The organism is Burkholderia sp. FL-7-2-10-S1-D7 (assembly GCF_001524185.1).
Lineage (GTDB): Bacteria > Pseudomonadota > Gammaproteobacteria > Burkholderiales > Burkholderiaceae > Burkholderia > Burkholderia diffusa.
On record NZ_LOWY01000003.1, the window covers coordinates 71143 to 93155 of the forward strand.

Genomic DNA, 22013 nt, shown 5'->3' on the forward strand with positions numbered 1-22013 from the left:
CGCCGATGTTCACGCTCTACGGCCGCGGCTGGTGCCACCTGTGCGACGATATGCGCGATGCACTGGCGCCGGTGGCGGCCGAGTTCGGCGTTGCCGTCGACTACGTCGACGTCGATGCCGATCCGGCGCTCGTCGCCCGTTACGACGAGGACGTGCCGGTGCTGTTGCTGGACGGCACGGAAGTGTGCCGCCACCGGTTCGACGAGGAGAGGGTGCGCGGCGCGCTCACGGCGCGGCGCTGAATCTGGCCCCGCCGCCGGCCGCGCGCTGCGCGGAGTTCCGATGCGAGTCTGCCCGCCAAGGCCTCCGGCAGGGCGCCCTGACCGGGCGTCCTCGACCAGACGTCCCAAATTACCGCCCGGCAAAGGCCTTTTCGGCTAAAATAAGCCGTTTTTTCACCGACTTACAAGGCGTGCTCCGCAGTCGTCGAGCGCGCCTTTTTCGCTTGATCGGCACTGAATGGATCATATTCGCAATTTCTCGATCATCGCGCACATCGACCATGGCAAGTCGACGCTCGCGGATCGCATCATCCAGGTATGCGGCGGCCTCGCCGACCGTGAAATGGAAGCGCAGGTGCTCGATTCGATGGATATCGAGCGCGAACGCGGCATCACGATCAAGGCGCAGACGGCGGCATTGTCCTATCGCGCCCGCGACGGCAAGGTCTACAACCTCAACCTGATCGATACGCCGGGGCACGTCGACTTCTCGTACGAGGTCAGCCGTTCGCTGTCCGCGTGCGAAGGTGCGCTGCTCGTGGTCGACGCGAGCCAGGGCGTCGAGGCGCAGACGGTCGCGAACTGCTACACGGCGATCGAGCTCGGCGTCGAGGTCGTGCCGGTGCTGAACAAGATCGACCTGCCGGCCGCGAACCCCGAGAACGCGATCGAGGAGATCGAGGACGTGATCGGCATCGACGCGACCGACGCGACGCGCTGCAGCGCGAAGACAGGGCTCGGCGTCGAGGACGTGCTCGAAGCGCTGATCGCGAAGGTGCCGCCGCCGAAGGGCGATCCGGCCGCGCCGCTGCAGGCGCTGATCATCGATTCGTGGTTCGACAACTACGTCGGCGTCGTGATGCTCGTGCGCATCGTCAACGGCACGCTGCGTCCGAAGGACAAGATCAAGATGATGGCGACCGGCGCACAGTATCCGGTCGAGCACGTCGGGGTATTCACGCCGAAGTCGCGCAATCTCGAATCGCTGTCGGCCGGGCAGGTGGGCTTCATCATCGCCGGCATCAAGGAACTGACGGCCGCGAAGGTCGGTGATACCGTCACGCACTCGACCAAGCCCGCCACCGAGCCGCTGCCGGGTTTCAAGGAAGTGAAGCCGCAGGTGTTCGCGGGCCTCTATCCGGTCGAGGCGAACCAGTACGACGCGCTGCGCGAGTCGCTCGAGAAGCTGAAACTCAACGACGCATCGCTGCAGTACGAGCCGGAAGTGTCGCAGGCGCTCGGTTTCGGTTTCCGTTGCGGCTTCCTCGGGCTGCTGCACATGGAAATCGTGCAGGAGCGGCTCGAGCGCGAATTCGACATGGATCTCATCACGACCGCGCCGACGGTCGTCTACGAGGTCGTGCAGAGCGACGGCTCGACGATCATGGTCGAGAACCCGGCAAAGATGCCGGAGCCCGGCCGCATCGCCGAAGTTCGCGAGCCGATCGTCACCGTGAACCTGTACATGCCGCAGGACTACGTCGGGTCCGTGATCACGCTGTGCGAACAGAAGCGCGGCTCGCAGATCAACATGCAGTATCACGGCCGCCAGGTGCAGCTCACGTACGAAATCCCGATGGCCGAAATCGTGCTCGACTTCTTCGATCGCCTGAAGTCGGTGTCGCGCGGTTATGCGTCGATGGATTACGAGTTCAAGGAATACCGCACGTCGGACGTCGTGAAGGTCGACATGCTGATCAACGGCGACAAGGTCGATGCGCTGTCGATCATCGTGCACCGCTCGCAGTCGCAGTATCGCGGCCGTGAAGTGGCCGCGAAGATGCGCGAGATCATTCCGCGCCAGATGTACGACGTGGCGATCCAGGCCGCGATCGGCGCGCACATCGTCGCGCGCGAGAACATCAAGGCACTCCGCAAGAACGTGCTCGCGAAGTGCTACGGTGGCGACATCACGCGAAAGAAGAAACTGCTCGAGAAGCAGAAAGAAGGTAAGAAACGCATGAAGCAGGTGGGTTCGGTCGAGATCCCGCAGGAAGCGTTCCTCGCGATCTTGCGCGTCGAAGACAAATAACAGGACTGATCCTTTTATGAATTTTGCGCTGATTCTTTTTGTGCTCGTCGTCGTGACGGGCGTAGCGTGGGTGTTGGACAAACTGGTGTTCCTGCCGCGGCGACGCAAGGCGGCCGACGCGGCGATCGAGGAGTTCGATCGCCAGCAGTCGCGTATCGACAAGCGTTTCGCGGACGAAAACGCGGGGCAGACGCGTTCGAAGCTGCGCGACGAAAAGCTGCGCCAGCCGTGGTGGCTCGAGTACACCGCGAGCTTCTTCCCGGTGATCCTGGCCGTCTTCGTCGTGCGTTCGTTCGTCGTCGAGCCGTTCAAGATCCCGTCGGGCTCGATGGTGCCGACGCTGCTGGTCGGCGACTTCATCCTCGTCAACAAGTTCGAATACGGCCTGCGCATGCCGATCACGAACACGAAGATCACGCAGGGCAGCCCGCTGTCGCGCGGCGACGTCGTCGTGTTCCGTTATCCGAAGGACGAGTCGGTCGACTACATCAAGCGCGTGATCGGCCTGCCGGGCGACACGGTCGCTTACCAGGACAAGCAACTGACGATCAACGGCCAGCCGGTGCCCGAAACGCCGTTGCCGGATTTCTTCGACGACGAGCGCCAGAACTACGCGAAGCAGTTCGAGGAAACGATCGGCAACAAGAAGAACGCGATCCTCAACAATCCCGCCGTGCCGCCGTTCGTGATGGGCGCCTACGATTATCCGTATCGCGACAACTGCACGTACAACAGCCGCGGCGTGATCTGCAAGGTGCCGCCGGGCCACTACTTCATGATGGGCGACAACCGCGACAACAGCGCCGACAGCCGCTACTGGGGTTTCGTGCCGGACAACAACATCGTCGGCCGCGCGTTCTTCATCTGGATGAACTTCGGCGACCTGAAGCGCATCGGTTCCTTCAACTGATCGCGTTTGACTCGCACGCAATACGCGACGCACGGGCCGCGTCGCGTATTGCCGAACTACTTTAAGAACCGGCGGTAACACCGCCTCGTCACGCCTTTTCGCGTCCGGCCGTGCCGTTTCGGCCCGACCGGCGCCCGCGTTATACTCCTGCACATGCCCCTATCCCAGTTGGAAAGCCGGCTGCGCTACGAATTTCGCAATGCGGAATTATTGCGCCAGGCTTTGACCCATCGCAGTCACAGTGCCACGCACAATGAACGGCTCGAGTTTCTCGGCGATTCCGTTCTGAATTGCGCGGTGGCCGCCCTTTTGTTCCAGCGTTTCAGCAAGCTGGACGAAGGCGACCTGTCGCGCGTGCGCGCCAACCTCGTCAAGCAGCAGTCGCTCTACGAAATCGCTCAGGCCCTGAATATTTCGGAAGGGCTGCGGCTGGGCGAGGGCGAATTGCGCAGCGGCGGCTTCCGTCGCCCGTCGATCCTCGCGGACGCGTTCGAAGCCATCATCGGGGCGGTATTCCTCGATGGCGGCTTCGAAGCCGCCCAAGGGGTCATCAAGCGCCTCTATATCCCGATTCTCGACCACATCGATCCGCGCACGCTCGGCAAGGATGCGAAGACGCTGCTGCAGGAGTACCTGCAGGGGCACAAGATCGCGCTACCGACCTATACGGTCGTCGCGACTCATGGTGCGGCGCACAATCAGCAGTTCGAGGTCGAATGCACGGTGCCGAAGCTCGACGTGAAGGTGTCAGGCTCCGGCGCGAGCCGGCGGGCGGCCGAGCAGGCTGCCGCGAAGAAGGCGCTCGACGAGGTGCTGGCGGCCGCGCCGATGCTGGCCTCGAAGCCGAAGCGTTCGAAGAACGCACGCGGGTCGAAGCACGTCGAGCCTGAAATCGTGCCGGGCGTGAAGGGCGTGCAGGAAGCGCTCGACCTGCGTTCGCCGGAACGAAAGGAGCGTGCGACGACGCGCGACGCGAAGGCGCCTGCTGCCGCGTCGGCGGCGACCGACGCCGGCGCACACACGACCGAGCGGCCGACGCAGGCGCCGATGGCCGCGATTCGCGCGGCGCATGTGGAAACGGCCACGGACAAGGCCGACCGGCCCCCGAAGCCGATTGCCGACAAGCCGGCCGAGAAGGCGCCTGAGAAGCCGTCGGATCGCAACGAAGCCGGCGCGCGCACTGCGGACAAGCACGCGGAAGCCGCACCCCGTGCAGCCGACAAGCAGGCGGGCCAGGCGGCCGATCCGGCCGCGTCCACCGACAAGCCCGCCGCCGGTTCCGACGCCGCTTCGCGTGCAACGTTGCGCGCCCGCGACGCCGCGGCGCCCGGCACCGAGACGCCGCAGGGTGGCGCAAGCCTCGCTGCCGCGCAGGCGCGCGTGGCCGATGCCGACCACTGAATTGCCCCTCGATCGTGCCGCGCGCCGCGCGGCCGTTTCCGAACCTGTCTCCCAAACGATATGAACACTCCCGCTCCTACCGGTTTCCGTTGCGGCATGATCGCGATCGTGGGCCGCCCGAACGTCGGCAAGTCGACGTTGATGAACGCACTCGTCGGCCAGAAGATCAGCATCACGTCGCGCAAGGCGCAAACGACCCGCCATCGCATCACCGGCATCAACACGTTCGACGACGCGCAATTCGTGTTCGTCGACACACCGGGCTTTCAGACGCGTCACAGCACGGCGCTGAACCGCTCGCTGAACCGCGCGGTCACGTCGACGCTCACGTCGGTCGACGTGATCCTGTTCGTGATCGAGGCCGGCCGCTTCGGGCCCGACGATCAGAAGGTGCTCGACCTGATCCCGCCCGGCATGCCGACGCTGCTGATCGCGAACAAGATCGATCGTGTGTCCGACAAGGCGACGCTGTTCCCGTTCATGCAACAGATGAGCGGGCTGCGCGAATTCACCGAACTCGTGCCGCTGTCGGCACAGCGGCCGGAAGACATCAAGCGCCTGCTGGACACCATCAAGCCGTACCTTCCGGAAGGCGAGCCGATCTACGGCGAGGACGAACTGACCGACCGCAGCTCGCGCTTCCTTGCGGCCGAAATCCTGCGCGAGAAGGTGTTCCGCTGGACCGGCGACGAACTGCCCTACACGAGCACCGTGCTGATCGACAAGTTCGAGGAGGAAGGGCGCCTGAAGCGTATCTTCGCGACGATTCTCGTCGAGCGCGATTCGCACAAGGCGATGGTGATCGGCAAGAAGGGCGAGAAGCTCAAGCAGATCAGCACCGAGGCGCGGATGGACATGGAGAAGCTGTTCGACGGCCCCGTGTATCTCGAGACCTTCGTGAAGGTGAAGAGCGGGTGGGCCGACAACGAGGCGGGGCTGCGTGCCTATGGGTACGAATGACGCGCTGACGTCGACCGAAGACGCGGTGACCGCCGGCGCGAACGACGCGCCGTTGCCGGCACCGCCCGAACCGCCGCGTCGCAAGGCGCGGCGCGCGACGTCTCGCACGTCCGATTTCCGCGTCGCCGAGCAGCCGGCGTTCGTGCTGCACAGCTATCCGTATCGGGAAACGAGCCTGATCATCGACGTGCTCACGCGCGATCATGGCCGCCTTGCGCTCGTCGCGAAGGGCGCGAAGCGCCCGCACTCCGCGCTGCGCGGCGTGCTGCAGACGTTCCAGCCGCTGCTGCTGTCCTGGTCGGGCAAATCCGAAGTACGCACGCTGACGGGTGCCGAGTGGGTCGGCGGGATGCTCCCGCTCGGCGGCGACGGGCTGCTGTGCGGCTTCTACGCGAACGAGCTGCTCGTGAAATTCTGCGCGCGCGAGGATCCGCAGCCGCCGCTCTTCAATCATTACGTGCTGACCCTCACGCGCCTTGCGCACGGCGAGCCCGCGGTGCAGGTGCTGCGTTCGTTCGAGCGCGTGCTGCTGCGCGAGACCGGCTATGCGATGGCGCTGAACCGCACGGTCGCGCGCCGTGCGGTCGAGCCGGATCGCCGCTACGTGTTCGATCCCGAGCGCGGCGTGCGCAATGCGGACGACGACGTTCCGTCGCACTGGCCGGTGATTACCGGACAGACGTTGCTCGACATGGAGCAGGACGATTACCATCGAGCCCAGACGGTCGCGCAAAGCAAGACGCTGATGCGCTTCCTGCTGAACACCTATCTCGGCGGTACGCCGCTTGCCACGCGTCAGATCCTGATCGACCTGCAAAACCTATGAGCTTCTTCCTGACAACGCCCACTGCCATCGACCTCGGCGTGAACATCGACCACGTCGCGACGCTGCGCAACGCGCGCGGCACGTCCTATCCCGATCCGATCCGCGCGGCGCTCGCCGCCGAAGAGGCCGGTGCGGACGCGATCACGCTGCATCTGCGCGAGGATCGCCGCCACATCGTCGACGCCGACGTGCGCACGCTGCGCCCTCTGCTGAAGACGCGGATGAACCTCGAATGCGCGGTGACGGCCGAGATGCTCGACATCGCATGCGAAGTGCGTCCGCACGACGCGTGCCTCGTGCCGGAGAAGCGCGAGGAACTGACGACCGAAGGCGGTCTCGACGTTGCCGGCCGCTTCGAGGCCGTGCGTGCGGCATGCAGGCAGCTCGCCGACGCCGGCGTGCGCGTGTCGCTGTTCATCGATCCGGACGAGACGCAGATCCGCGCCGCGCACGAAGCCGGCGCGCCGGTGGTCGAGCTGCATACCGGCCGCTACGCTGATGCGCACGACGAGGCCGAGCAGCAGCGCGAATACGAGCGCATCGTCGCCGGCGTGCAGGCCGGCGCGCAATTGGGTCTCAAGGTCAACGCCGGCCACGGCCTACATTACACGAACGTGCAGCAGATCGCCGCGATCGACGGCATCGTCGAACTGAACATCGGCCATGCGATCGTCGCGCACGCGATCTTCGCAGGCTGGGACAACGCAGTGCGCGAGATGAAGGCGATCATGGTCGCCGCACGGGTCGCCGCGCTGCACGGCGGCGCGCGCTGACGATGCGTGACGTGCGCGCGCGCTTCGCTCGCCGCCCGGCATCGTCCGCGCATCACGGCGGGCGTTGAGATGGCGATCTACGGCATCGGCACCGACATCGTCCAGGTGAGCCGCATCGCGGCCGTGCTCGAGCGCACGGGCGGCCGGTTCGCCGAGAAGGTGCTGGGCCCCGACGAGCTGCGCGTGTTCCATGCTCGCCGTGCGCGCTCGGAGGCGCGCGGCATCGCGTTTCTCGCGACGCGCTTTTCCGCGAAGGAAGCGTTCTCGAAGGCGATCGGGCTCGGCATGCACTGGCCGATGACGTGGCGCGCGCTGCAAACGCTCAACCAGCGCAGCGGCGAGCCGTACGTGGTCGCTTCGGGCGAGCTGGCCGACTGGCTTGCCGCGCGTGGCATCACGGCGCGCGTGACGGTCAGCGACGAACGCGACTACGCGGTGTCGTTCGTGGTCGCCGAAACGGACGCCGCGCCTGGCACTGCACCTGTTTCCCGAACCTCCTCCTGACGGAATTCCGATTCGATGAAAACGACTCCCGGCCCGGTCATGCTCGACGTCGTCGGCACGACCCTGTCGCGCGACGATGCGCGGCGCCTCGCGCATCCGAATACCGGCGGCGTGATCCTGTTCGCGCGGCATTTCCAGAATCGTGCGCAACTGACGGCGCTGACCGACTCGATCCGCGCGGTGCGCGAAGACATCCTGATCGCCGTCGATCATGAAGGCGGCCGCGTGCAGCGGTTCCGCACCGACGGCTTCACGGTGCTGCCGGCGATGCGTCGCCTCGGCGAGCTGTGGGACCGAGACGTGCTGCTCGCGACGAAGGTCGCGACCGCCGTCGGCTACATCCTGGCCGCCGAGCTGCGCGCATGCGGGATCGACATGAGCTTCACGCCGGTGCTCGATCTCGACTACGGGCACTCGAAGGTGATCGGCGATCGCGCGTTCCATCGCGACCCGCGCGTCGTCACGCTGCTTGCGAAGAGCCTGAACCACGGGCTGTCGCTCGCGGGCATGGCGAACTGCGGCAAGCATTTCCCGGGGCACGGCTTCGCGGAAGCCGATTCGCACGTCGCGCTGCCGACCGACGACCGGCCGCTCGACGCGATCCTCAAGCAGGACGTTGCCCCGTACGACTGGCTCGGCCTGTCGCTGTCCGCGGTGATCCCCGCGCACGTGATCTACACGCAGGTCGACAAGCGGCCCGCGGGCTTCTCGCGCGTGTGGCTGCAGGACATCCTGCGCGGGCGGCTCGGCTTCACGGGCGCGATCTTCAGCGACGACCTGTCGATGGAGGCGGCACGCGAAGGCGGCACGCTCACCCAGGCGGCTGACGCAGCGCTCGCCGCCGGCTGCGACATGGTGCTCGTCTGCAACCAGCCGGACGCCGCCGAGGTCGTGCTGAACGGGCTGAAGGCCCAGGCGTCGGCCGAGTCGGTGCGGCGCATCAAGCGGATGCGGGCGCGCGGCAAGCCGCTCAAGTGGGACAAGCTGATCGCGCAACCCGAGTATCTGCAGGCGCAGGCACTGCTGAGCAGCGCGCTGGCGTAAGCGGGGAAGGGCGGCGTGATGTCGTCTTTCCCGTTGTCGAAAGCAAAAAGCCGCGCAGAAGCGCGGCTTTTTGCTTTTCCAGGACTTGACACCATCGAGGCGGGGCGAGGCGCAAGGCGACATGCCCTTGCGCAACTAACCGTCAAATCCCGAGCGCGCCCCGAACAACTGCGGCGCGGTCAGTTGACCTTCATCCGCTGCAGCTTGTTGTACAGCGTCTTGGGGCTGATGCCGAGCAGCGTCGCAGCCCGATGGCGCGTGCCGCCGACCGCGTCGAGCGTCGCGCGGATCAGCAGGTCCTCGACGTCGGACAGCGGGGTGCCGACCTTGATCTGCACGCTGCTGCCGTTCAGCGCGGCGCCGGCGGCGAAGCTCGCTTCGCCCGCGCGCAGCGTTTCGATGAAATCGCCGGACGCGTCATAGGCGAAACGCACGCGCTCCTGCAATTCGCGCACGTTGCCGGGCCACTCGTAGGACAGGCATTCGCGCACGAAGCCCGGTGCCGCGCGCTTGTCGGTCGTGCTGCGGCCGGTGGCGCTCGCTTCGCGGTTGAGTTCGTCGATAAGCGCGTCCGCGATGGCGAGCGCATCACCCTCGCGCTCGCGCAGCGGCGGCATCGTGATCGACGCCGCATCGAGACGCAGCCACAGATCCTCGCGCAGCGTGCCGTTCGCGACCGCCTCGCGGGCCGGGCGGCGCGTGGCCGCGATCAGCCGGAAGTCGCTCGCGATCGAGCTCGTGCCGCCGATCCGCATGAAGTTCTGCGAGTCGAGCGCATGCAGCAGCGCTTCCTGCAGCACGAGCGGCAGTGCGGTGATCTCGTCGAGGAACAGCGTGCCGCCGCCGGCCTGTTCGAACAGGCCCGATTCGCGCCGCTCGGCACCGTCGAACGCGCCGCGCTCATGGCCGAACAGCACGCTGTCGAGCGACGCGCCGTGACGCCCGGCATGCGCGATCGTGCGGCAGTCGAACGACACGAACGGCCCCTTGCGGCGCCGGCTCAGTTCGTGCAGCGTGCGCGCGGCCAGCTTCTTGCCGGTGCCGGCTTCGCCGGTGAACAGCACGGCCGTTTCGGTGCCGGCGTTGTGCTCGATCATGTCGTACACGTGCTGCATCGCCTCGCTGCGGCCGACCAGCGCACCAAAACGGCCCAGGTGGCGCAGCGACGCGCGCAGCGTCCGCACTTCGTCGATCAGTTCGTACGGGCGCGGAATCCGGGCCAGCAGGCTGCGCAGGCGCGGAATGTTGATCGGCTTCAGCAAGTAGTCCCAGATGCCGTGACGCAGGCCTTCGATCGCGCTCTCGACCGTCGCGTTGCCCGTCAACACGATCACCGGCAGCGAACCGTTCGGCTGCTGCTGCGGCAGATGCTGGAGCAGGTCGAATCCGCTGCCGTCCGGCAGGTTCAGGTCGACCAGTACGACATCGGGAATCGAGCGGCCGAGCGCCGTGCGTGCCTCGGCGAGCGACGTGGCCGTGTCGACCGAGAAGCCGTCCGCGGCGAGCAGCGCGGTCAGGCCGGACAGACTGTTGGGATCGTCTTCGACAATCAGGGCGTGTGGCATGGTGGACGCGAGTCGAGTCAAGAGAGGCGGGCTGTCGGCAATCGAGCCGGCCGCAGCCGCATATCAGAATAAAAACTGATTTTATGCCCCGCTGAACGCCCGACGTGCATTATTTCTTTGTCGCTATAAAACAGTTACCGATGATACAAATTGAATACCTTTAGTGCTGGATTTTGTGTGATCGATGGTGCCGACGCATCGGTGCTGTTTGCGGCAGGCAAACAAAAAGCGCCCCGAAGGGCGCTTTGTTCGATCCGGAAATCGCGAGCGATTACGCGCGGCTGCGATATTCATTCGTGCGCGTATCGATTTCGATCTTGTCGCCGGTATTGCAGAACAGCGGCACTTGCAGTTCGAAGCCCGTCGCGAGCTTGGCGTTCTTCAGCACCTTGCCCGACGACGTGTCGCCCTTGACGGCCGGTTCCGTGTAGGTGATCTCGCGAACCAGGATCGTCGGCAGTTCGACCGAGATCGCCTTCTCGTTGTAGAACACGACTTCGCAAGCCATGCCGTCTTCGAGGTAGTTCAGCGCTTCGCCCATCATTTCCGCTTCGACTTCGTACTGGTTGTAGTCGGCGTCCATGAACACGTACATCGGATCGGCGAAGTACGAGTACGTCACTTCCTTGCGGTCGAGCACGACGACGTCGAACTTGTCGTCAGCCTTGTAGACCGATTCCTGGCCTGCGTTCGTCAGCAGGTTCTTCATCTTCATCTTGACGACGGCGGCGTTACGGCCCGACTTGTTGTATTCCGTCTTTGCGATGACCCATGCGTCGCTGCCGATCTGCACGACGTTGCCTACGCGGAGTTCCTGTGCGGTCTTCATAAAAAAACTGTCCTGATCCAATCAAATAAATAGGTGCCTGAGCGTTGCACAACGGCTGACGGCGCAAGCGGGGGGCGTTCCGGTGGGTGCCAAGAGCCCCAAACGCGAGCGCTTGCGTGGTCAGCCGTCGGATAACCGCTTATTTTAACTGAGATTTTGCGTATTCCGCCAGCTTTCCGGCGAGATCGCCGACGCCCGCCAGCGCGTCGGCCCAGCATGCCGCGTTGGCGTCCAGTGCGGCACGGTGTTGCAGCAAATCGGCCCAATCGGGCGTGCCGCCGCCGTTCCATGCGTGCCAGAAGCGCTCGAGCGCGGCGCGCGGCGCGTCGGCGAGGCCGGCCGACAGGTGCGCGAGCGCGGCGTCGAGCTTCGGCAGGTGCGCGTCGTCGGCCTGCGGGTAGATGTGCCACACGAACGGCTTGCGCGCCCATTGCGCGCGGACGAACGAGTCTTCGCCGCGCACGAAGTTGATGTCGGCCACCCACAGCAGCGCGTCATAGTCGGCCTGTGGGACGAACGCGAGCCCGTAAGCGGTCAGGTTGCCGGCGGTCGCGCGCGCGCCGGCGCCGAACGATTCGACCCCGAAGAAACGGGCAACGGCCGGCGATATGCGGCCGGCAGGCACGAGCGCGACGACGGGCGAGGGGCCGTCGCGCCATTGCGCGAGCAGCGCGTCGACGGCCGGATTTTCATAGGCGAAGAGGCTGACGACGGTCGTGCCCGGCGCCGGCGGCGCGTCGCCGGTCGCCTGTCGCCACCAGGCGGCGCGCGCTGCCGTGTCGGCTTCGAAGGCCGCGCGGCGCGCGTCGAGGTCGCGTTCCTTCAGCACGCCGCCCGTGCCGGCCGATAGTCCCGGGAAGAAGAACGTCTTCAGCAGCGGGTACCGCGGATGCGGCGACGGCCGCAGATGGAAATCGGCGACCCAGTCCTCGGCGCTCAGGTATTCGAGATTGATCCACACGGGGCGGCGCGCGCGGCGCGCCATTGCCGCGAGATACGCGCCGGGCAGCTCGCACGCGAACGCCTCGATCACGACGTCGGCGATCTCCAGCGCGTCGCCGGCTTCCGCATGCCAGTGTTCGATCACGATGGCGTCGAGCGTCTGCCGTCCGGCATCGGGATCGACCCCCGGCAGCAGCCGCGCGAACGTGCGCAGATCGTCGACGAACAGGCGCACTTGCCAGCCGTGCTCGTGTGCGAGCTGGCGCGCGAGGCGCCAGCACACGCCGATGTCGCCGAAGTTGTCGATCACGGTGCAGAAGAGGTCGCACGCGATCGGTTCGTCGGGTGCGAGCGGCGCAGGGGAGGCAGGGGTGGTGCGGGGCATCGAAGCGGACCGGTGAATGCTCTAAACTGGCGATTCTAATGGACCCGTTCCGCGCCACAAGGCACCCGGATCACGCATGACATCCCCAGAAGCCGCCGACATCCCGTTCGAACCCAAGAAGATCCTCGCGCAGTTGCCGCACATGCCGGGCGTCTACCGCTACTACGACACGGCGGGCGCCGTACTTTACGTCGGCAAGGCGCGCGACCTGAAGAAGCGCGTATCCAGCTATTTCACGAAGACGCAGCTGTCGCCGCGCATCGCGATGATGGTCACGCGCATCGCACGCATCGAGACGACCGTCACGCGCTCGGAGGCCGAAGCGCTGCTGCTCGAGAACAATCTGATCAAGGCGCTCACGCCGCGCTACAACATCCTGTTTCGCGACGACAAGTCGTATCCGTACCTGAAGCTCACCGCGCACCGCTTTCCGCGCATGGCTTACTACCGCGGCTCGGTCGACAAGCAGAACCAGTACTTCGGGCCGTTCCCGAGCGCATGGGCCGTGCGCGAAAGCATCCAGATCCTGCAGCGCGTGTTCCAGCTGCGCACCTGCGAGGATTCGGTCTTCAACAACCGCACGCGGCCATGCCTGCTGCATCAGATCGGGCGCTGCACGGCGCCGTGCGTCGGCGCGATTTCCGAGGACGACTACGCGATCGACGTGTCGAATGCCGCGCGGTTTCTGCTCGGTCGGCAGTCGGAAGTGATGAAGGAGCTCGAGCAGAAGATGCACGCGTTCGCGGCCGAGCTGAAGTTCGAGCAGGCGGCCGCCGTGCGCAACCAGATGAGCTCGCTCGCGACGGTGCTGCACCAGCAGGCGATCGAGGTCGGCAGCGACAGCGACGTCGACATCCTGGCGGTCGTCGCGCAGGGCGGGCGCGTGTGCGTGAACCTGGCGATGGTGCGCGGCGGCCGGCATCTCGGCGACAAGGCGTATTTCCCGACGCACGTCGAAAGTGCGCTGACGCTTGCCGAAGGCGGGCTCGGCGACGAAGCCGAGGCGGCGGACGCAGCCGACGAAACTGCCGCGGCATTGCCCGACGGGCCCGAGGCAGACGCTGCCGCCGCGCGCGACGCGGGGGCGTCGGTGGAGGCCGAGGTGCTCGATGCGTTCATCGCGCAGCACTATCTCGGCAATCGCGTGCCGCCCGTGCTGGTCGTGAGCCACGCGCCCGCGAGCCGCGACCTGCTCGACTTGCTGTCCGAGCAGGCCGGTCACAAGGTCTCGCTGGTGCGGCAGCCGCAGGGGCAGCGGCGCGCGTGGCTGTCGATGGCCGAGCAGAATGCGCAGATTGCGCTCGCACGGTTGCTGTCCGAGCAGGGCTCGCAGCAGGCGCGCACGCGCGCGCTCGCGGAGACGCTCAGCTTCGAATGCGACGATCTTGCCACGCTGCGGATCGAATGTTTCGACATCAGCCACACGATGGGCGAGGCGACGCAGGCGTCGTGCGTCGTATATCACCATCACAAGATGCAATCGGGCGAGTACCGTCGCTACAACATCACCGGGATCACGCCGGGCGACGATTACGCGGCCATGCGGCAGGTGCTGACGCGCCGCTACGAGAAGATGGTCGAGCAGGCCGCGCAGGCGGCGGCCGCCGACGACGCGGCCGGCATCGACGGCGAATCGACGCGCAAGGCCGAGACATCGAGCCTGCTGCCGAACATCGTGCTGATCGACGGTGGCAAGGGGCAGGTCGAGATCGCGCGACAGGTGTTCACCGAACTCGGGCTCGACACGTCAATGCTGGTCGGCGTCGCGAAGGGCGAAGGGCGCAAGGTCGGCCTCGAGACGCTCGTGTTCGCGGACGGCCGCGCGCCGCTCGAACTCGGCAAGGAGAGTGCCGCGCTGATGCTCGTCGCGCAGATCCGCGACGAGGCGCATCGTTTTGCGATCACCGGAATGCGCGCGAAGCGGGCGAAGGCGCGCCAGACCTCACGGCTCGAGGAGCTCGAAGGGATCGGCGCGAAACGCCGGCAGCGGCTGCTCGCGCGGTTCGGCGGGCTGCGCGGCGTGGTCGCTGCGAGCGTCGAGGAACTGGCGAGCGTCGAAGGTATCTCGCACGCACTCGCCGAGCAGATCTACAAACAGCTTCACTGAAGCGGCCGTGCGGCCGGCGGCTCCTGCGCGCGATCTCGCGTTCTTGTGGCAGGCCGGTCGACACGGCACAATTGCAAATCCTTTACTGACCCGCCTGCCATGCCGTTCAATTTCCCGATTTTCCTGACGTGGGTACGGATCGTGCTGATCCCGCTCGTCGTCGGCGTGTTCTATCTGCCGGACACGGTGATGGGCGGCGCGCACCGCAACCTCGCGGCGGCGGCGATCTTCATTCTCGCCGCGCTGACCGACTGGTTCGACGGGTTTCTCGCCCGCAAGTGGAATCAGACGTCGTCGTTCGGCGCGTTCCTGGATCCGGTCGCTGACAAGCTGATGGTGACCGCCGCGCTGCTGATCCTCGTGCAGATTTCGCGGGTCGATGCGGCGATCGCGCTCGTGATCGTCGGCCGCGAGATCGCGATCTCGGCGCTGCGCGAATGGATGGCACAGATCGGCGCGTCGAAGAGCGTCGCGGTCAACCAGCTCGGCAAGTTCAAGACCGCGTGCCAAATGGTCGCGATCCCGATGCTGCTGTACTACGGCCCGCTGCCGCTCGGCATCGCGACGATCGACACGCGCGTGTGGGGCGAGTGGCTGATGTATCTCGCGGCGGTGCTGACGATCTGGTCGATGCTGTACTACATGAAGCTTGCATGGCCGCAGATTCGCGAGCGAGGCGGCGCGTGATCGGCTCCGCATGGTCGATTGCGCAGGTTTTTGGAAAAAGGGCTGGAAAAGCCCTTGACACACGAATGTGCCTTCGACATAATTTCGCTTCTCCGCTGCACGACGAAGTAAGTGTGTGACGGGGAACCAGTAGCGTAGCAATACGCGGGAGTAGCTCAGTTGGTAGAGCGCAACCTTGCCAAGGTTGAGGTCGCGAGTTCGAGACTCGTCTCCCGCTCCAGATTTTTTCTGGCAGCGTGTTGTATGGCAAAGCGCTGCAGATGCAGGACACATGCGGGAGTAGCTCAGTTGGTAGAGCGCAACCTTGCCAAGGTTGAGGTCGCGAGTTCGAGACTCGTCTCCCGCTCCAGATTTTTTCTGGCAGCGTGTTGTATGGCAAAGCGCTGCAGATGCAGGACACATGCGGGAGTAGCTCAGTTGGTAGAGCGCAACCTTGCCAAGGTTGAGGTCGCGAGTTCGAGACTCGTCTCCCGCTCCAGATTTTTCTGGCAGCGTGTTGTACGGCAAAGCGCTGCAGGTGCAGGACAATGCGGGAGTAGCTCAGTTGGTAGAGCGCAACCTTGCCAAGGTTGAGGTCGCGAGTTCGAGACTCGTCTCCCGCTCCAAGTAATGGGGAAGCCACGCTTCCCTTTTTATTTGATGGACTGATGGTCCTCGAATAAAAAATCTGTCGCTTGCCTCCACGGCATCCGGACAGTCCGCTTTTGGCGCGATAGCAAAGCGGTTATGCAGCGGCCTGCAAAGCCGTTTAGGCCGGTTCGACTCCGGCTCGCGCCTCCAGGTAAGAAGAGAAAAAGCCCCGCTTCGGCGGGGCTTTTCTTTTTTCCGCGCCTCATTCGCGCATCTATTCCGCCGGATACGTCAGCGTCACCAACTCGCACTTCGACGTGCTCTTGCCGTCGTAGTCGTAAATCGCGAGCAGATGCTGGCCCTTGCTGTTCAGTATCGGCAGCGTGATCGTCCGCCGATTCGGGTTGCCGCCGCCGGCGGGTTCGTCCGACACCTGTTTACGGATTTCCGATTCGAGGTCCGACGGCGTGTTGATGCCGTTCTCCGGCCCGCGGCTGCGCACCCGGCTGTAGAAATGAAAACCGTTGTCGGTCCAGCCGCGCGGCAGCATGTTGCGCCACTGGTTGTTGGTGACTTCCTTCCACAGCAGATCGGTGTTGCCGCTCAACGCGAACGGCGTCGGACACGCGCCGGCCGCGAATGCTTGTCCGCAGAAAAGCGGGAGGGCGGCAAGCGACCACGCAACGCGTCGGGCCGCGCGGCGCGCGAGGCCGGCATCGCGTCGCGATCCGGCATGGTGCGACAGGACAGGGGGCGTTTTCATACGGCATTCTCCGGTGATGGATCGGTACGCGGCCGTGCTGCGGCCGCTGGGGAATACCGTATCGCTACCGTTCTCGCACAAGAATGCGGCGAACGTCACACGTGCGGTCACGGGGCAAAGGGGCAAGGCCGGGGCCCGGGAAGGCCCGGAGGAGGGGCGACAACGCGCTCCGGTGGGGAGGGGCGATCGCGCGTTGTCGCGGGTGAAGCGATGGGCGTGCTGCGGGACGCGGTACCGCCCGCGTCATCATGAGCATGCCGAACGTTCGGCGATGCCGGTCAGCCGTCGACCGGCCGTGCCGGCGTGTCGAGCCTCAACTGATAGAACGCTGCATCGAGCCAGCGGCCGAACTTGAAGCCCGCTTCGGTGATCGTGCCCGAGTGCGCGAAGCCGAGCCGCGTATGCAGCGCGACGCTGCCGCTGTTGGTCGCGTCGATGCAGCCGACCAGCAAATGCACGTCAGCTTCGCGCGCACGCCGGATCAACTCGCGCAGCAGCAACTCGCCGAGCCCGCGGCCGCGATGATCGCGGTGGACGTAGACGCTGTGCTCGACCGTGTACTTGAACGCCGGGAACGCGCGGAACGTGCCCCAGCTCGCGAAGCCGACCAGCGTGCCCGATTCGTCGACCGCGCCGACGACCGGAAACCCGCCGGCGCGCTTCGTCGCGAACCAGGTGACCATCGCTTCCGGTGGGCGAGGCTGGTAGTCGTACAGCGCGGTGGAGTTCAAGATCGCATCGTTCAGGATCTCGAGAATGGCCGCGGCATGCTCGGCCTCGTTGCAATCGATCAGGCGCACGTCGTCGCGCGGTGTTGGGGAATTCATACGGGCTCCTGCGCCTGTCGGCCTTGAACGGATGACACATTCCGCGCGCCGATGGCGGCGGGGGCATCGCAGATCGCGACGACATAGCGCGCGACGTGCGACGACGGGTTGCTGAAAACCAGAGGTTGATCGACGCGCATGGCCAGACAGTCGCCTTCGTGTAGTTTGTGAAGCTGGTCGCCGAATGTGACGTCGATGCACCCGCGGACGACCCACACCTGTTGATGCAGCGCGCTTTCGCGCCCGCCGGAGTCGTACGCGACGCGCGCGCCGGGCGGGAAATCGACCTCGACGAGCTGGATCGGCGACGGCCAGCCGGGCGGCGACAGATTGCGCCGCACGTACCCGGATGCCGGATCGCGCCACTCCGCCTGCTGTGCGCGCCGCACCAGCGGCTGCGCGGGTGCGTCGTCGCGATCGCCGGCGAACAGCCCGGCCAGCGACACGCCGAGACCGGCCGCGAGCTTGTCGAGTACGACGGCCGTCGGGCTCGCCGACGCGCGCTCGATGAGCGAGATCATCGAACGGCTGACGCCGGAACGCGCGGCGAGCGCATCGAGCGTGTAGCCTCGCAGCGTGCGCAGGTCGCGCACGCGCCGGGCGATGCGTTCGTTGATGCCGGTGTCGTCGGCGGGGGCGGCGGTTGATTCTTGCATGATGGATTTATTGTCCAGCAAGCTGGAATTTGATGTCAACGGGATTCCTGCTGTCGCGGGTCGACGATTCGCTGTCGGCTGCGTGCTTGCCCGACGACCCGGGTGAGCGTAATATACGAAACAGCTATATTTCGTTTAATTAGAGACACATGGGAATCATCAAGATATCCGAGCACATGCACGAACGGCTGCGCTCGACCAGTACCGCGCTGAGCCGTTCGATCAATGCACAGGCGGAGCACTGGCTGCGCGTCGGGATGCTGGCGGAGCTCAATCCGTCGCTGTCCTACGGCGATATCTGCCGGATGCTGATCGAGACCGAAGCGCGCGGCGGCGATGCCCGGCCGACGGAGCCGGTCGCCCACGGCATCGAGCAGGTGGCGTGATGGCGAGACGCGAAATCCCGATCCGCGGTGCCGCGGAAATCGCCAAGTCGCGCGAGGCCGCGAAGCTCGCGTCCCAGGTGCTGACGATGATCACCGAGCACGTGAAGCCGGGCGTCACCACCGACGAGCTGGATGCGCGCTGCCGCGAATACATCGTTGACGAGCTTCGCGCGATCCCGGCGAACATCGGCTACCACGGCTATCCGAAAACCCTGTGTACGTCGGTCAATCACGTGGTCTGTCACGGCATTCCGTCGTCGCGGCCGATGCGCGACGGCGACATCGTGAATCTCGACATCGCGGTGATCAAGGACGGCTGGTTCGGCGACACGAGCCGCATGTACTTCGTCGGCGAGCCGGGCGAACTGGCGCGGCGCCTCGTCGCGACGACCTACGAGGCGATGCATGCGGGCATCCGCGCGGTTCGCCCGGGCGCGACGCTCGGCGACGTCGGCTACGCGATCCAGCAGGTCGCACATCGCGAGGGTTTCAGCGTGGTCCGCGAGTATTGCGGGCACGGGATCGGCGACGTGTATCACGACGAGCCTCAGGTGCTGCACTACGGCCGCCCGGGCACCGGCGTGCCGCTGCGGCCGGGGATGATCTTCACGATCGAGCCGATGCTGAATGCGGGCAAGCGCGATACGCGCGTGCTGGCCGACGGCTGGACGGTCGTCACCAAGGACCATTCGCTGTCCGCTCAATGGGAGCACATGGTCGTCGTGACGGAGCAGGGCTTCGAGATCCTGTCGGACGACGTGAAGCCGCCGGCGTTCGCGGCGCTGTCCGGCACGCACGCGGCCTGACGCGCGGCATGCCGCACGCAGCGGCGCAACGAAAAAGGGCCCCTTCATGGGGCCCTTTTCATTTGGCGTCGCGCGGCACGATCAGCAGATGATCGTCTCCACCGCCGCGACCCGCAGCGCCACGCGGCTCAACCGGGGCTCAACCGGGGCTCAACCGGGGCTCAACCGGGGCTCAACCGCGCGCCTTCTGCCATGCGTGTTCGACGAATACGCGGCACAGCGCTTCCATCCCGTTGCGGTCTTCGTCATCGAAACGTGCGGCAACGGGGCTATCGACGTCCCACACGCCGATCAGCGTGCCGTCGGCGGCCACCAGCGGCACGACGATTTCCGATTCCGACGCGGCATCGCAGGCGATATGGCCGGGGAATTCGTGCACGTCGCGCACGACCTGCGTTTCGCGGGTCTGCGCGGCCGTGCCGCACACGCCCTTGCCGAGCGCGATCCGAACGCACGCGGGCTTGCCCTGGAACGGGCCGACCACGAGTTCCGTCCCGTCGAAGAAATAGAAGCCGGCCCAGTTCAGGCGGTCGAGCGAGTGATAGACGAGCGCGGAGAAGTTCGCGGCGTTCGCGGTGAGGTCGCGTTCCGACTCGACGAGCGCGCGTGCCTGCTCGACGAGCGTTGCATAGAGTTCGGCCTTGGAGGCGTGAGGGGCGGTGGACAGCGTGAACATGGCTGAAATGCGAAAAGGGTTGTGGGCAGCGAGGTTGTGAAAAGCGCGATGCGCGTTCCGCAGTCTACGGCACGCGCGGCCTGTTTGCAGCGCGTGGTTCGCGGGCGCGGTGGTGAACGCGCAGCGCCGTCGCTCAATCAGGTTCGAGCTCGGCGAACCGCTCGGCCAGGAAATCGAGCAGCGCGCGCACCGCGGGCAGCAGCCCGCGCCGCGAAGCGAATACCACGTGCACGATTTCGCGCCGCGGTGCCCAGTCCGGCAGCACGATCGCCAGTTCGCCGCGCGCGACTTCGTCGCGCACCATCATCGTCGGCAATTGCACGATGCCGACGCCCGCGACGGCCGCCGCACGCAGCGCGAGCATGCCGCCCGTCACGAGCCGCGGCTGGTGATGGATTTCCGCCTGCGCGCCGTCGGGGCCGCGCAGCCGCCATACGTGCGTGGCCTGCGGCACGCCGTGATCGAGGCTCGGCAAGCGGGTCAGGTCTGCGGGGACGGCCGGCACGCCACGTTCGCGCAGCAACGCGGGGCTCGCGACGAGACACTGTCCGCGCTCGGCCAGCACGCGCAGCGCGAGATCGCTGTCCTCGAGCGGCGGCGGGCGCACGCGAATCGCGACGTCGATCCCTTCGCCGACGACGTCGACGCGCCGGTTGGTCGCCTCGAGATGAATCTCGACGCGCGGGCACGTGACCATGAACGCGGCGATCATCGCGCCGACCAGCGAATCGAGCAGCACGACCGGGCAACTGACCCGCACGATGCCGCGCGGCTCCTCGTGCAGCAGCGCGATCGCCTCGTCGGCGGCGTCCGCTTCGACGAGCATCGCGCGACAATGCGCGTAATAGGTCTGGCCGACGTCGGTGACGGTGAAGCGGCGTGTCGAGCGCTGGATCAGCCGCATGCCGAGCCGAGCTTCAAGCAGCGCGATGCGGCGGCTCAGCTTCGATTTCGGCATGTTCAGCGCGCGTCCGGCCGGCGCGAAGCCGCCGTGCTCGACCACCTGCACGAAGTAATAGAGATCGTTCAGATCCCGTTCGTTATCGTTCATCAAATAGAACGCTGAGTGCGATTTTGGCAGTCTACCGCATCGATCGTTCCACCTCTATATTCCTTCTCAGGATGCGAAACACGGGTTTCGCCGCAATTCGGAGAAGGCAAATGAAGAAGATCCAGGGTGTGTACAGTGCGCCGCGCGGTCATTGGGTCGGCGACGGTTTCCCGGTGCGTTCGATGTTCAGCTATCAGTCGCACGGCACGCATCTGAGCCCGTTCCTGCTGCTCGACTACGCCGGTCCTGCGAACTTCGAGCCGGCTTCGGTGCCGCGCGGGGTGGGGCAGCACCCGCACCGCGGGTTCGAAACGGTGACGATCGTCTATGACGGCGAAGTCGCACACCGCGACTCGACCGGCGCGGGCGGCGTGATCGGCCCGGGCGACGTGCAGTGGATGACGGCCGCGAGCGGGATCCTGCACGAGGAGTTTCACTCGGAAGCGTTCACGAAGCGGGGCGGCCCGCTCGAGATGGTGCAGCTGTGGGTGAACCTGCCCGCCGCCGACAAGATGGGTGCGCCCGGTTATCAGACGCTTCTCAACGCGGACATCCCGGTGGTCGAATTGCCGGACTGCGCCGGTCGCGCGCGGATCATCGCGGGCGAGTTCGACGGGCGGCGCGGCCCGGCCCGCACGCACACGCCGATCGATGTGTGGGACGTGCGGCTTGCAGCAGGCGGCCGTGCACGGTTCCCGATCGCCGAAGGGCGGACGCTCGCGGTGGTCGTGCTGAGCGGGACATTGCTGGTGAACGGCGAGACGGTCGCCCGCGAAGCGCAGTTCGTGCAACTGAGCCGCGACGGCCGCGACGTCGAGATCGAAGCGAACGGCGATGCCAAGCTGCTGATTCTGAGCGGCGAGCCGATCGATGAGCCGGTCGTCGGTTACGGGCCGTTCGTGATGAACTCGCAAGAGGAAATCCGGACCGCGATCGACGATTTCAACAGCGGCCGCTTCGGCCAGATGCCGGTGTGACGGACAGGCCCCGCGCAATGCGGGGCTTTTTTTCATGCGCGTGACCCGTCCTGAAATAGGTTGACACTTTTTCGCCGAAACGAAGAGGTGCCAAATGGAGCAAGGGATCAAGCGG

General features: G+C 65.8%; 22 protein-coding genes and 5 tRNA genes. 19 read left to right on the forward strand and 8 right to left on the reverse strand.

Annotated features, from left to right (window positions below):
- Nucleotides 1-5 precede the first annotated feature (5 nt).
- The 9 genes from WS75_RS00555 (at nucleotide 6) to nagZ (ending at nucleotide 8671) form a co-directional block, all read left to right on the forward strand.
- On the forward strand, nucleotides 6-242 hold the full coding sequence (locus tag WS75_RS00555) for a glutaredoxin family protein (RefSeq protein ID WP_059678696.1): 237 nt from the start codon (nucleotides 6-8) through the stop codon (nucleotides 240-242).
- Between the two features lie 217 nt (nucleotides 243-459).
- Complete coding sequence (gene lepA, locus WS75_RS00560) at nucleotides 460-2253, forward strand: translation elongation factor 4 (protein ID WP_059678697.1); 1794 nt, start codon at nucleotides 460-462, stop codon at nucleotides 2251-2253.
- Nucleotides 2254-2269: 16 nt separating this feature from the next.
- A complete protein-coding gene (gene lepB, locus WS75_RS00565) occupies nucleotides 2270-3163 on the forward strand; it encodes a signal peptidase I (protein WP_059678698.1) in 894 nt (297 codons plus the stop codon).
- A gap of 153 nt (nucleotides 3164-3316) precedes the next feature.
- On the forward strand, nucleotides 3317-4564 hold the full coding sequence (rnc, locus tag WS75_RS00570) for a ribonuclease III (protein WP_059678699.1): 1248 nt from the start codon (nucleotides 3317-3319) through the stop codon (nucleotides 4562-4564).
- 60 nt (nucleotides 4565-4624) lie between these two features.
- Nucleotides 4625-5524, forward strand: coding sequence for a GTPase Era (gene era / locus WS75_RS00575; protein ID WP_059607060.1), 900 nt, complete (start codon nucleotides 4625-4627; stop codon nucleotides 5522-5524).
- Nucleotides 5511-6350 carry a DNA repair protein RecO gene (recO, locus tag WS75_RS00580; RefSeq protein WP_014897645.1) on the forward strand — a complete coding sequence of 280 codons (840 nt, stop codon included), beginning with the start codon at nucleotides 5511-5513 and terminating at the stop codon, nucleotides 6348-6350. Before era ends, recO begins: the two co-directional genes overlap by 14 nt.
- Nucleotides 6347-7123: a pyridoxine 5'-phosphate synthase gene (gene pdxJ / locus WS75_RS00585; protein ID WP_059607063.1), complete on the forward strand. Its 777-nt coding sequence runs from the start codon at nucleotides 6347-6349 to the stop codon at nucleotides 7121-7123. Before recO ends, pdxJ begins: the two co-directional genes overlap by 4 nt.
- A 69-nt stretch (nucleotides 7124-7192) precedes the next feature.
- Nucleotides 7193-7627 carry a holo-ACP synthase gene (gene acpS / locus WS75_RS00590; RefSeq protein ID WP_059678700.1) on the forward strand — a complete coding sequence of 145 codons (435 nt, stop codon included), beginning with the start codon at nucleotides 7193-7195 and terminating at the stop codon, nucleotides 7625-7627.
- A gap of 15 nt (nucleotides 7628-7642) precedes the next feature.
- Entirely contained in the window at nucleotides 7643-8671 is a 1029-nt protein-coding gene (nagZ, locus tag WS75_RS00595; protein WP_059678701.1) for a beta-N-acetylhexosaminidase, read from the forward strand.
- Between the two features lie 179 nt (nucleotides 8672-8850).
- On the opposite strand, the gene WS75_RS00600 is transcribed toward nagZ, so the two are convergent.
- From WS75_RS00600 to earP, 3 genes are all read right to left on the reverse strand, one after another.
- Nucleotides 8851-10236, reverse strand: coding sequence for a sigma-54-dependent transcriptional regulator (locus WS75_RS00600; protein ID WP_059678702.1), 1386 nt, complete (start codon nucleotides 10234-10236; stop codon nucleotides 8851-8853).
- Nucleotides 10237-10507: 271 nt separating this feature from the next.
- Nucleotides 10508-11065, reverse strand: a complete 558-nt coding sequence (gene efp / locus WS75_RS00605; RefSeq protein WP_034206788.1) for an elongation factor P — start codon at nucleotides 11063-11065, stop codon at nucleotides 10508-10510.
- A 139-nt stretch (nucleotides 11066-11204) separates the two neighbouring features.
- The gene (gene earP / locus WS75_RS00610; RefSeq protein ID WP_059678703.1) at nucleotides 11205-12392 is read right to left on the reverse strand and encodes an elongation factor P maturation arginine rhamnosyltransferase EarP; all 1188 of its coding nucleotides are present in this window, start codon (nucleotides 12390-12392) and stop codon (nucleotides 11205-11207) included.
- A 76-nt stretch (nucleotides 12393-12468) separates the two neighbouring features.
- On the opposite strand from earP, the gene uvrC reads away from it, so the two are divergent.
- From uvrC to WS75_RS00645, 7 genes are all read left to right on the forward strand, one after another.
- Complete coding sequence (gene uvrC, locus WS75_RS00615) at nucleotides 12469-14499, forward strand: excinuclease ABC subunit UvrC (RefSeq protein WP_059678704.1); 2031 nt, start codon at nucleotides 12469-12471, stop codon at nucleotides 14497-14499.
- Between the two features lie 99 nt (nucleotides 14500-14598).
- The gene (pgsA, locus tag WS75_RS00620; RefSeq protein WP_006757520.1) at nucleotides 14599-15186 is read left to right on the forward strand and encodes a CDP-diacylglycerol--glycerol-3-phosphate 3-phosphatidyltransferase; all 588 of its coding nucleotides are present in this window, start codon (nucleotides 14599-14601) and stop codon (nucleotides 15184-15186) included.
- A gap of 144 nt (nucleotides 15187-15330) precedes the next feature.
- A tRNA-Gly gene (locus tag WS75_RS00625) sits at nucleotides 15331-15406 on the forward strand.
- A gap of 53 nt (nucleotides 15407-15459) precedes the next feature.
- A tRNA-Gly gene (locus WS75_RS00630) sits at nucleotides 15460-15535 on the forward strand.
- Nucleotides 15536-15588: 53 nt separating this feature from the next.
- Nucleotides 15589-15664: transfer RNA gene (locus WS75_RS00635), tRNA-Gly, on the forward strand.
- A gap of 51 nt (nucleotides 15665-15715) precedes the next feature.
- Nucleotides 15716-15791, forward strand: a tRNA-Gly gene (locus WS75_RS00640).
- 101 nt (nucleotides 15792-15892) lie between these two features.
- Nucleotides 15893-15966 (forward strand) — tRNA-Cys (locus WS75_RS00645).
- A gap of 64 nt (nucleotides 15967-16030) precedes the next feature.
- On the opposite strand, the gene WS75_RS00650 is transcribed toward WS75_RS00645, so the two are convergent.
- From WS75_RS00650 to WS75_RS00660, 3 genes are all read right to left on the reverse strand, one after another.
- On the reverse strand, nucleotides 16031-16519 hold the full coding sequence (locus WS75_RS00650; protein WP_059678705.1) for a hypothetical protein: 489 nt from the start codon (nucleotides 16517-16519) through the stop codon (nucleotides 16031-16033).
- Nucleotides 16520-16797: 278 nt separating this feature from the next.
- Entirely contained in the window at nucleotides 16798-17346 is a 549-nt protein-coding gene (locus WS75_RS00655) for a GNAT family N-acetyltransferase (protein ID WP_059678706.1), read from the reverse strand.
- Nucleotides 17343-18002 carry a helix-turn-helix domain-containing protein gene (locus WS75_RS00660; protein ID WP_059678707.1) on the reverse strand — a complete coding sequence of 220 codons (660 nt, stop codon included), beginning with the start codon at nucleotides 18000-18002 and terminating at the stop codon, nucleotides 17343-17345. The genes WS75_RS00655 and WS75_RS00660 overlap by 4 nt, the downstream gene beginning before the upstream one ends.
- 149 nt (nucleotides 18003-18151) lie before the next feature.
- On the opposite strand from WS75_RS00660, the gene WS75_RS00665 reads away from it, so the two are divergent.
- Nucleotides 18152-18388, forward strand: coding sequence for a ParD-like family protein (locus WS75_RS00665; RefSeq protein ID WP_059678708.1), 237 nt, complete (start codon nucleotides 18152-18154; stop codon nucleotides 18386-18388).
- Nucleotides 18388-19194: a type I methionyl aminopeptidase gene (map, locus tag WS75_RS00670; protein ID WP_059678709.1), complete on the forward strand. Its 807-nt coding sequence runs from the start codon at nucleotides 18388-18390 to the stop codon at nucleotides 19192-19194. The genes WS75_RS00665 and map overlap by 1 nt, the downstream gene beginning before the upstream one ends.
- Nucleotides 19195-19366: 172 nt before the next feature.
- On the opposite strand, the gene WS75_RS00675 is transcribed toward map, so the two are convergent.
- Together WS75_RS00675 and WS75_RS00680 are read right to left on the reverse strand one after the other, a co-directional pair.
- Nucleotides 19367-19870: a GAF domain-containing protein gene (locus tag WS75_RS00675; RefSeq protein WP_059678710.1), complete on the reverse strand. Its 504-nt coding sequence runs from the start codon at nucleotides 19868-19870 to the stop codon at nucleotides 19367-19369.
- 133 nt (nucleotides 19871-20003) lie between these two features.
- A complete protein-coding gene (locus tag WS75_RS00680) occupies nucleotides 20004-20921 on the reverse strand; it encodes a LysR family transcriptional regulator (RefSeq protein WP_059678711.1) in 918 nt (305 codons plus the stop codon).
- 110 nt (nucleotides 20922-21031) lie between these two features.
- Between WS75_RS00680 and WS75_RS00685 the strand changes: the two genes are divergently transcribed.
- On the forward strand, nucleotides 21032-21898 hold the full coding sequence (locus tag WS75_RS00685; RefSeq protein WP_059678712.1) for a pirin family protein: 867 nt from the start codon (nucleotides 21032-21034) through the stop codon (nucleotides 21896-21898).
- The last annotated feature ends 115 nt before the right edge of the window (nucleotides 21899-22013 follow it).

Coding starts and splice junctions, on each gene's coding strand:
- acpS (WP_059678700.1), top strand. CDS start 7,193: ATGGCGATCTACGGCATCGGCACCGACATCGTCCAGGTGAGCCGCATC.
- rnc (WP_059678699.1), top strand. CDS start 3,317: ATGCCCCTATCCCAGTTGGAAAGCCGGCTGCGCTACGAATTTCGCAAT.
- WS75_RS00685 (WP_059678712.1), top strand. CDS start 21,032: ATGAAGAAGATCCAGGGTGTGTACAGTGCGCCGCGCGGTCATTGGGTC.
- WS75_RS00555 (WP_059678696.1), top strand. CDS start 6: ATGTTCACGCTCTACGGCCGCGGCTGGTGCCACCTGTGCGACGATATG.
- pgsA (WP_006757520.1), top strand. CDS start 14,599: ATGCCGTTCAATTTCCCGATTTTCCTGACGTGGGTACGGATCGTGCTG.
- uvrC (WP_059678704.1), top strand. CDS start 12,469: ATGACATCCCCAGAAGCCGCCGACATCCCGTTCGAACCCAAGAAGATC.
- WS75_RS00600 (WP_059678702.1), bottom strand. CDS start 10,236: ATGCCACACGCCCTGATTGTCGAAGACGATCCCAACAGTCTGTCCGGC.
- WS75_RS00675 (WP_059678710.1), bottom strand. CDS start 19,870: ATGTTCACGCTGTCCACCGCCCCTCACGCCTCCAAGGCCGAACTCTAT.
- WS75_RS00680 (WP_059678711.1), bottom strand. CDS start 20,921: ATGAACGATAACGAACGGGATCTGAACGATCTCTATTACTTCGTGCAG.
- WS75_RS00655 (WP_059678706.1), bottom strand. CDS start 17,346: ATGAATTCCCCAACACCGCGCGACGACGTGCGCCTGATCGATTGCAAC.
- pdxJ (WP_059607063.1), top strand. CDS start 6,347: ATGAGCTTCTTCCTGACAACGCCCACTGCCATCGACCTCGGCGTGAAC.
- era (WP_059607060.1), top strand. CDS start 4,625: ATGAACACTCCCGCTCCTACCGGTTTCCGTTGCGGCATGATCGCGATC.
- efp (WP_034206788.1), bottom strand. CDS start 11,065: ATGAAGACCGCACAGGAACTCCGCGTAGGCAACGTCGTGCAGATCGGC.
- lepA (WP_059678697.1), top strand. CDS start 460: ATGGATCATATTCGCAATTTCTCGATCATCGCGCACATCGACCATGGC.
- earP (WP_059678703.1), bottom strand. CDS start 12,392: ATGCCCCGCACCACCCCTGCCTCCCCTGCGCCGCTCGCACCCGACGAA.
- WS75_RS00665 (WP_059678708.1), top strand. CDS start 18,152: ATGGGAATCATCAAGATATCCGAGCACATGCACGAACGGCTGCGCTCG.
- lepB (WP_059678698.1), top strand. CDS start 2,270: ATGAATTTTGCGCTGATTCTTTTTGTGCTCGTCGTCGTGACGGGCGTA.
- WS75_RS00660 (WP_059678707.1), bottom strand. CDS start 18,002: ATGCAAGAATCAACCGCCGCCCCCGCCGACGACACCGGCATCAACGAA.
- WS75_RS00650 (WP_059678705.1), bottom strand. CDS start 16,519: ATGAAAACGCCCCCTGTCCTGTCGCACCATGCCGGATCGCGACGCGAT.
- recO (WP_014897645.1), top strand. CDS start 5,511: ATGGGTACGAATGACGCGCTGACGTCGACCGAAGACGCGGTGACCGCC.
- nagZ (WP_059678701.1), top strand. CDS start 7,643: ATGAAAACGACTCCCGGCCCGGTCATGCTCGACGTCGTCGGCACGACC.
- map (WP_059678709.1), top strand. CDS start 18,388: ATGGCGAGACGCGAAATCCCGATCCGCGGTGCCGCGGAAATCGCCAAG.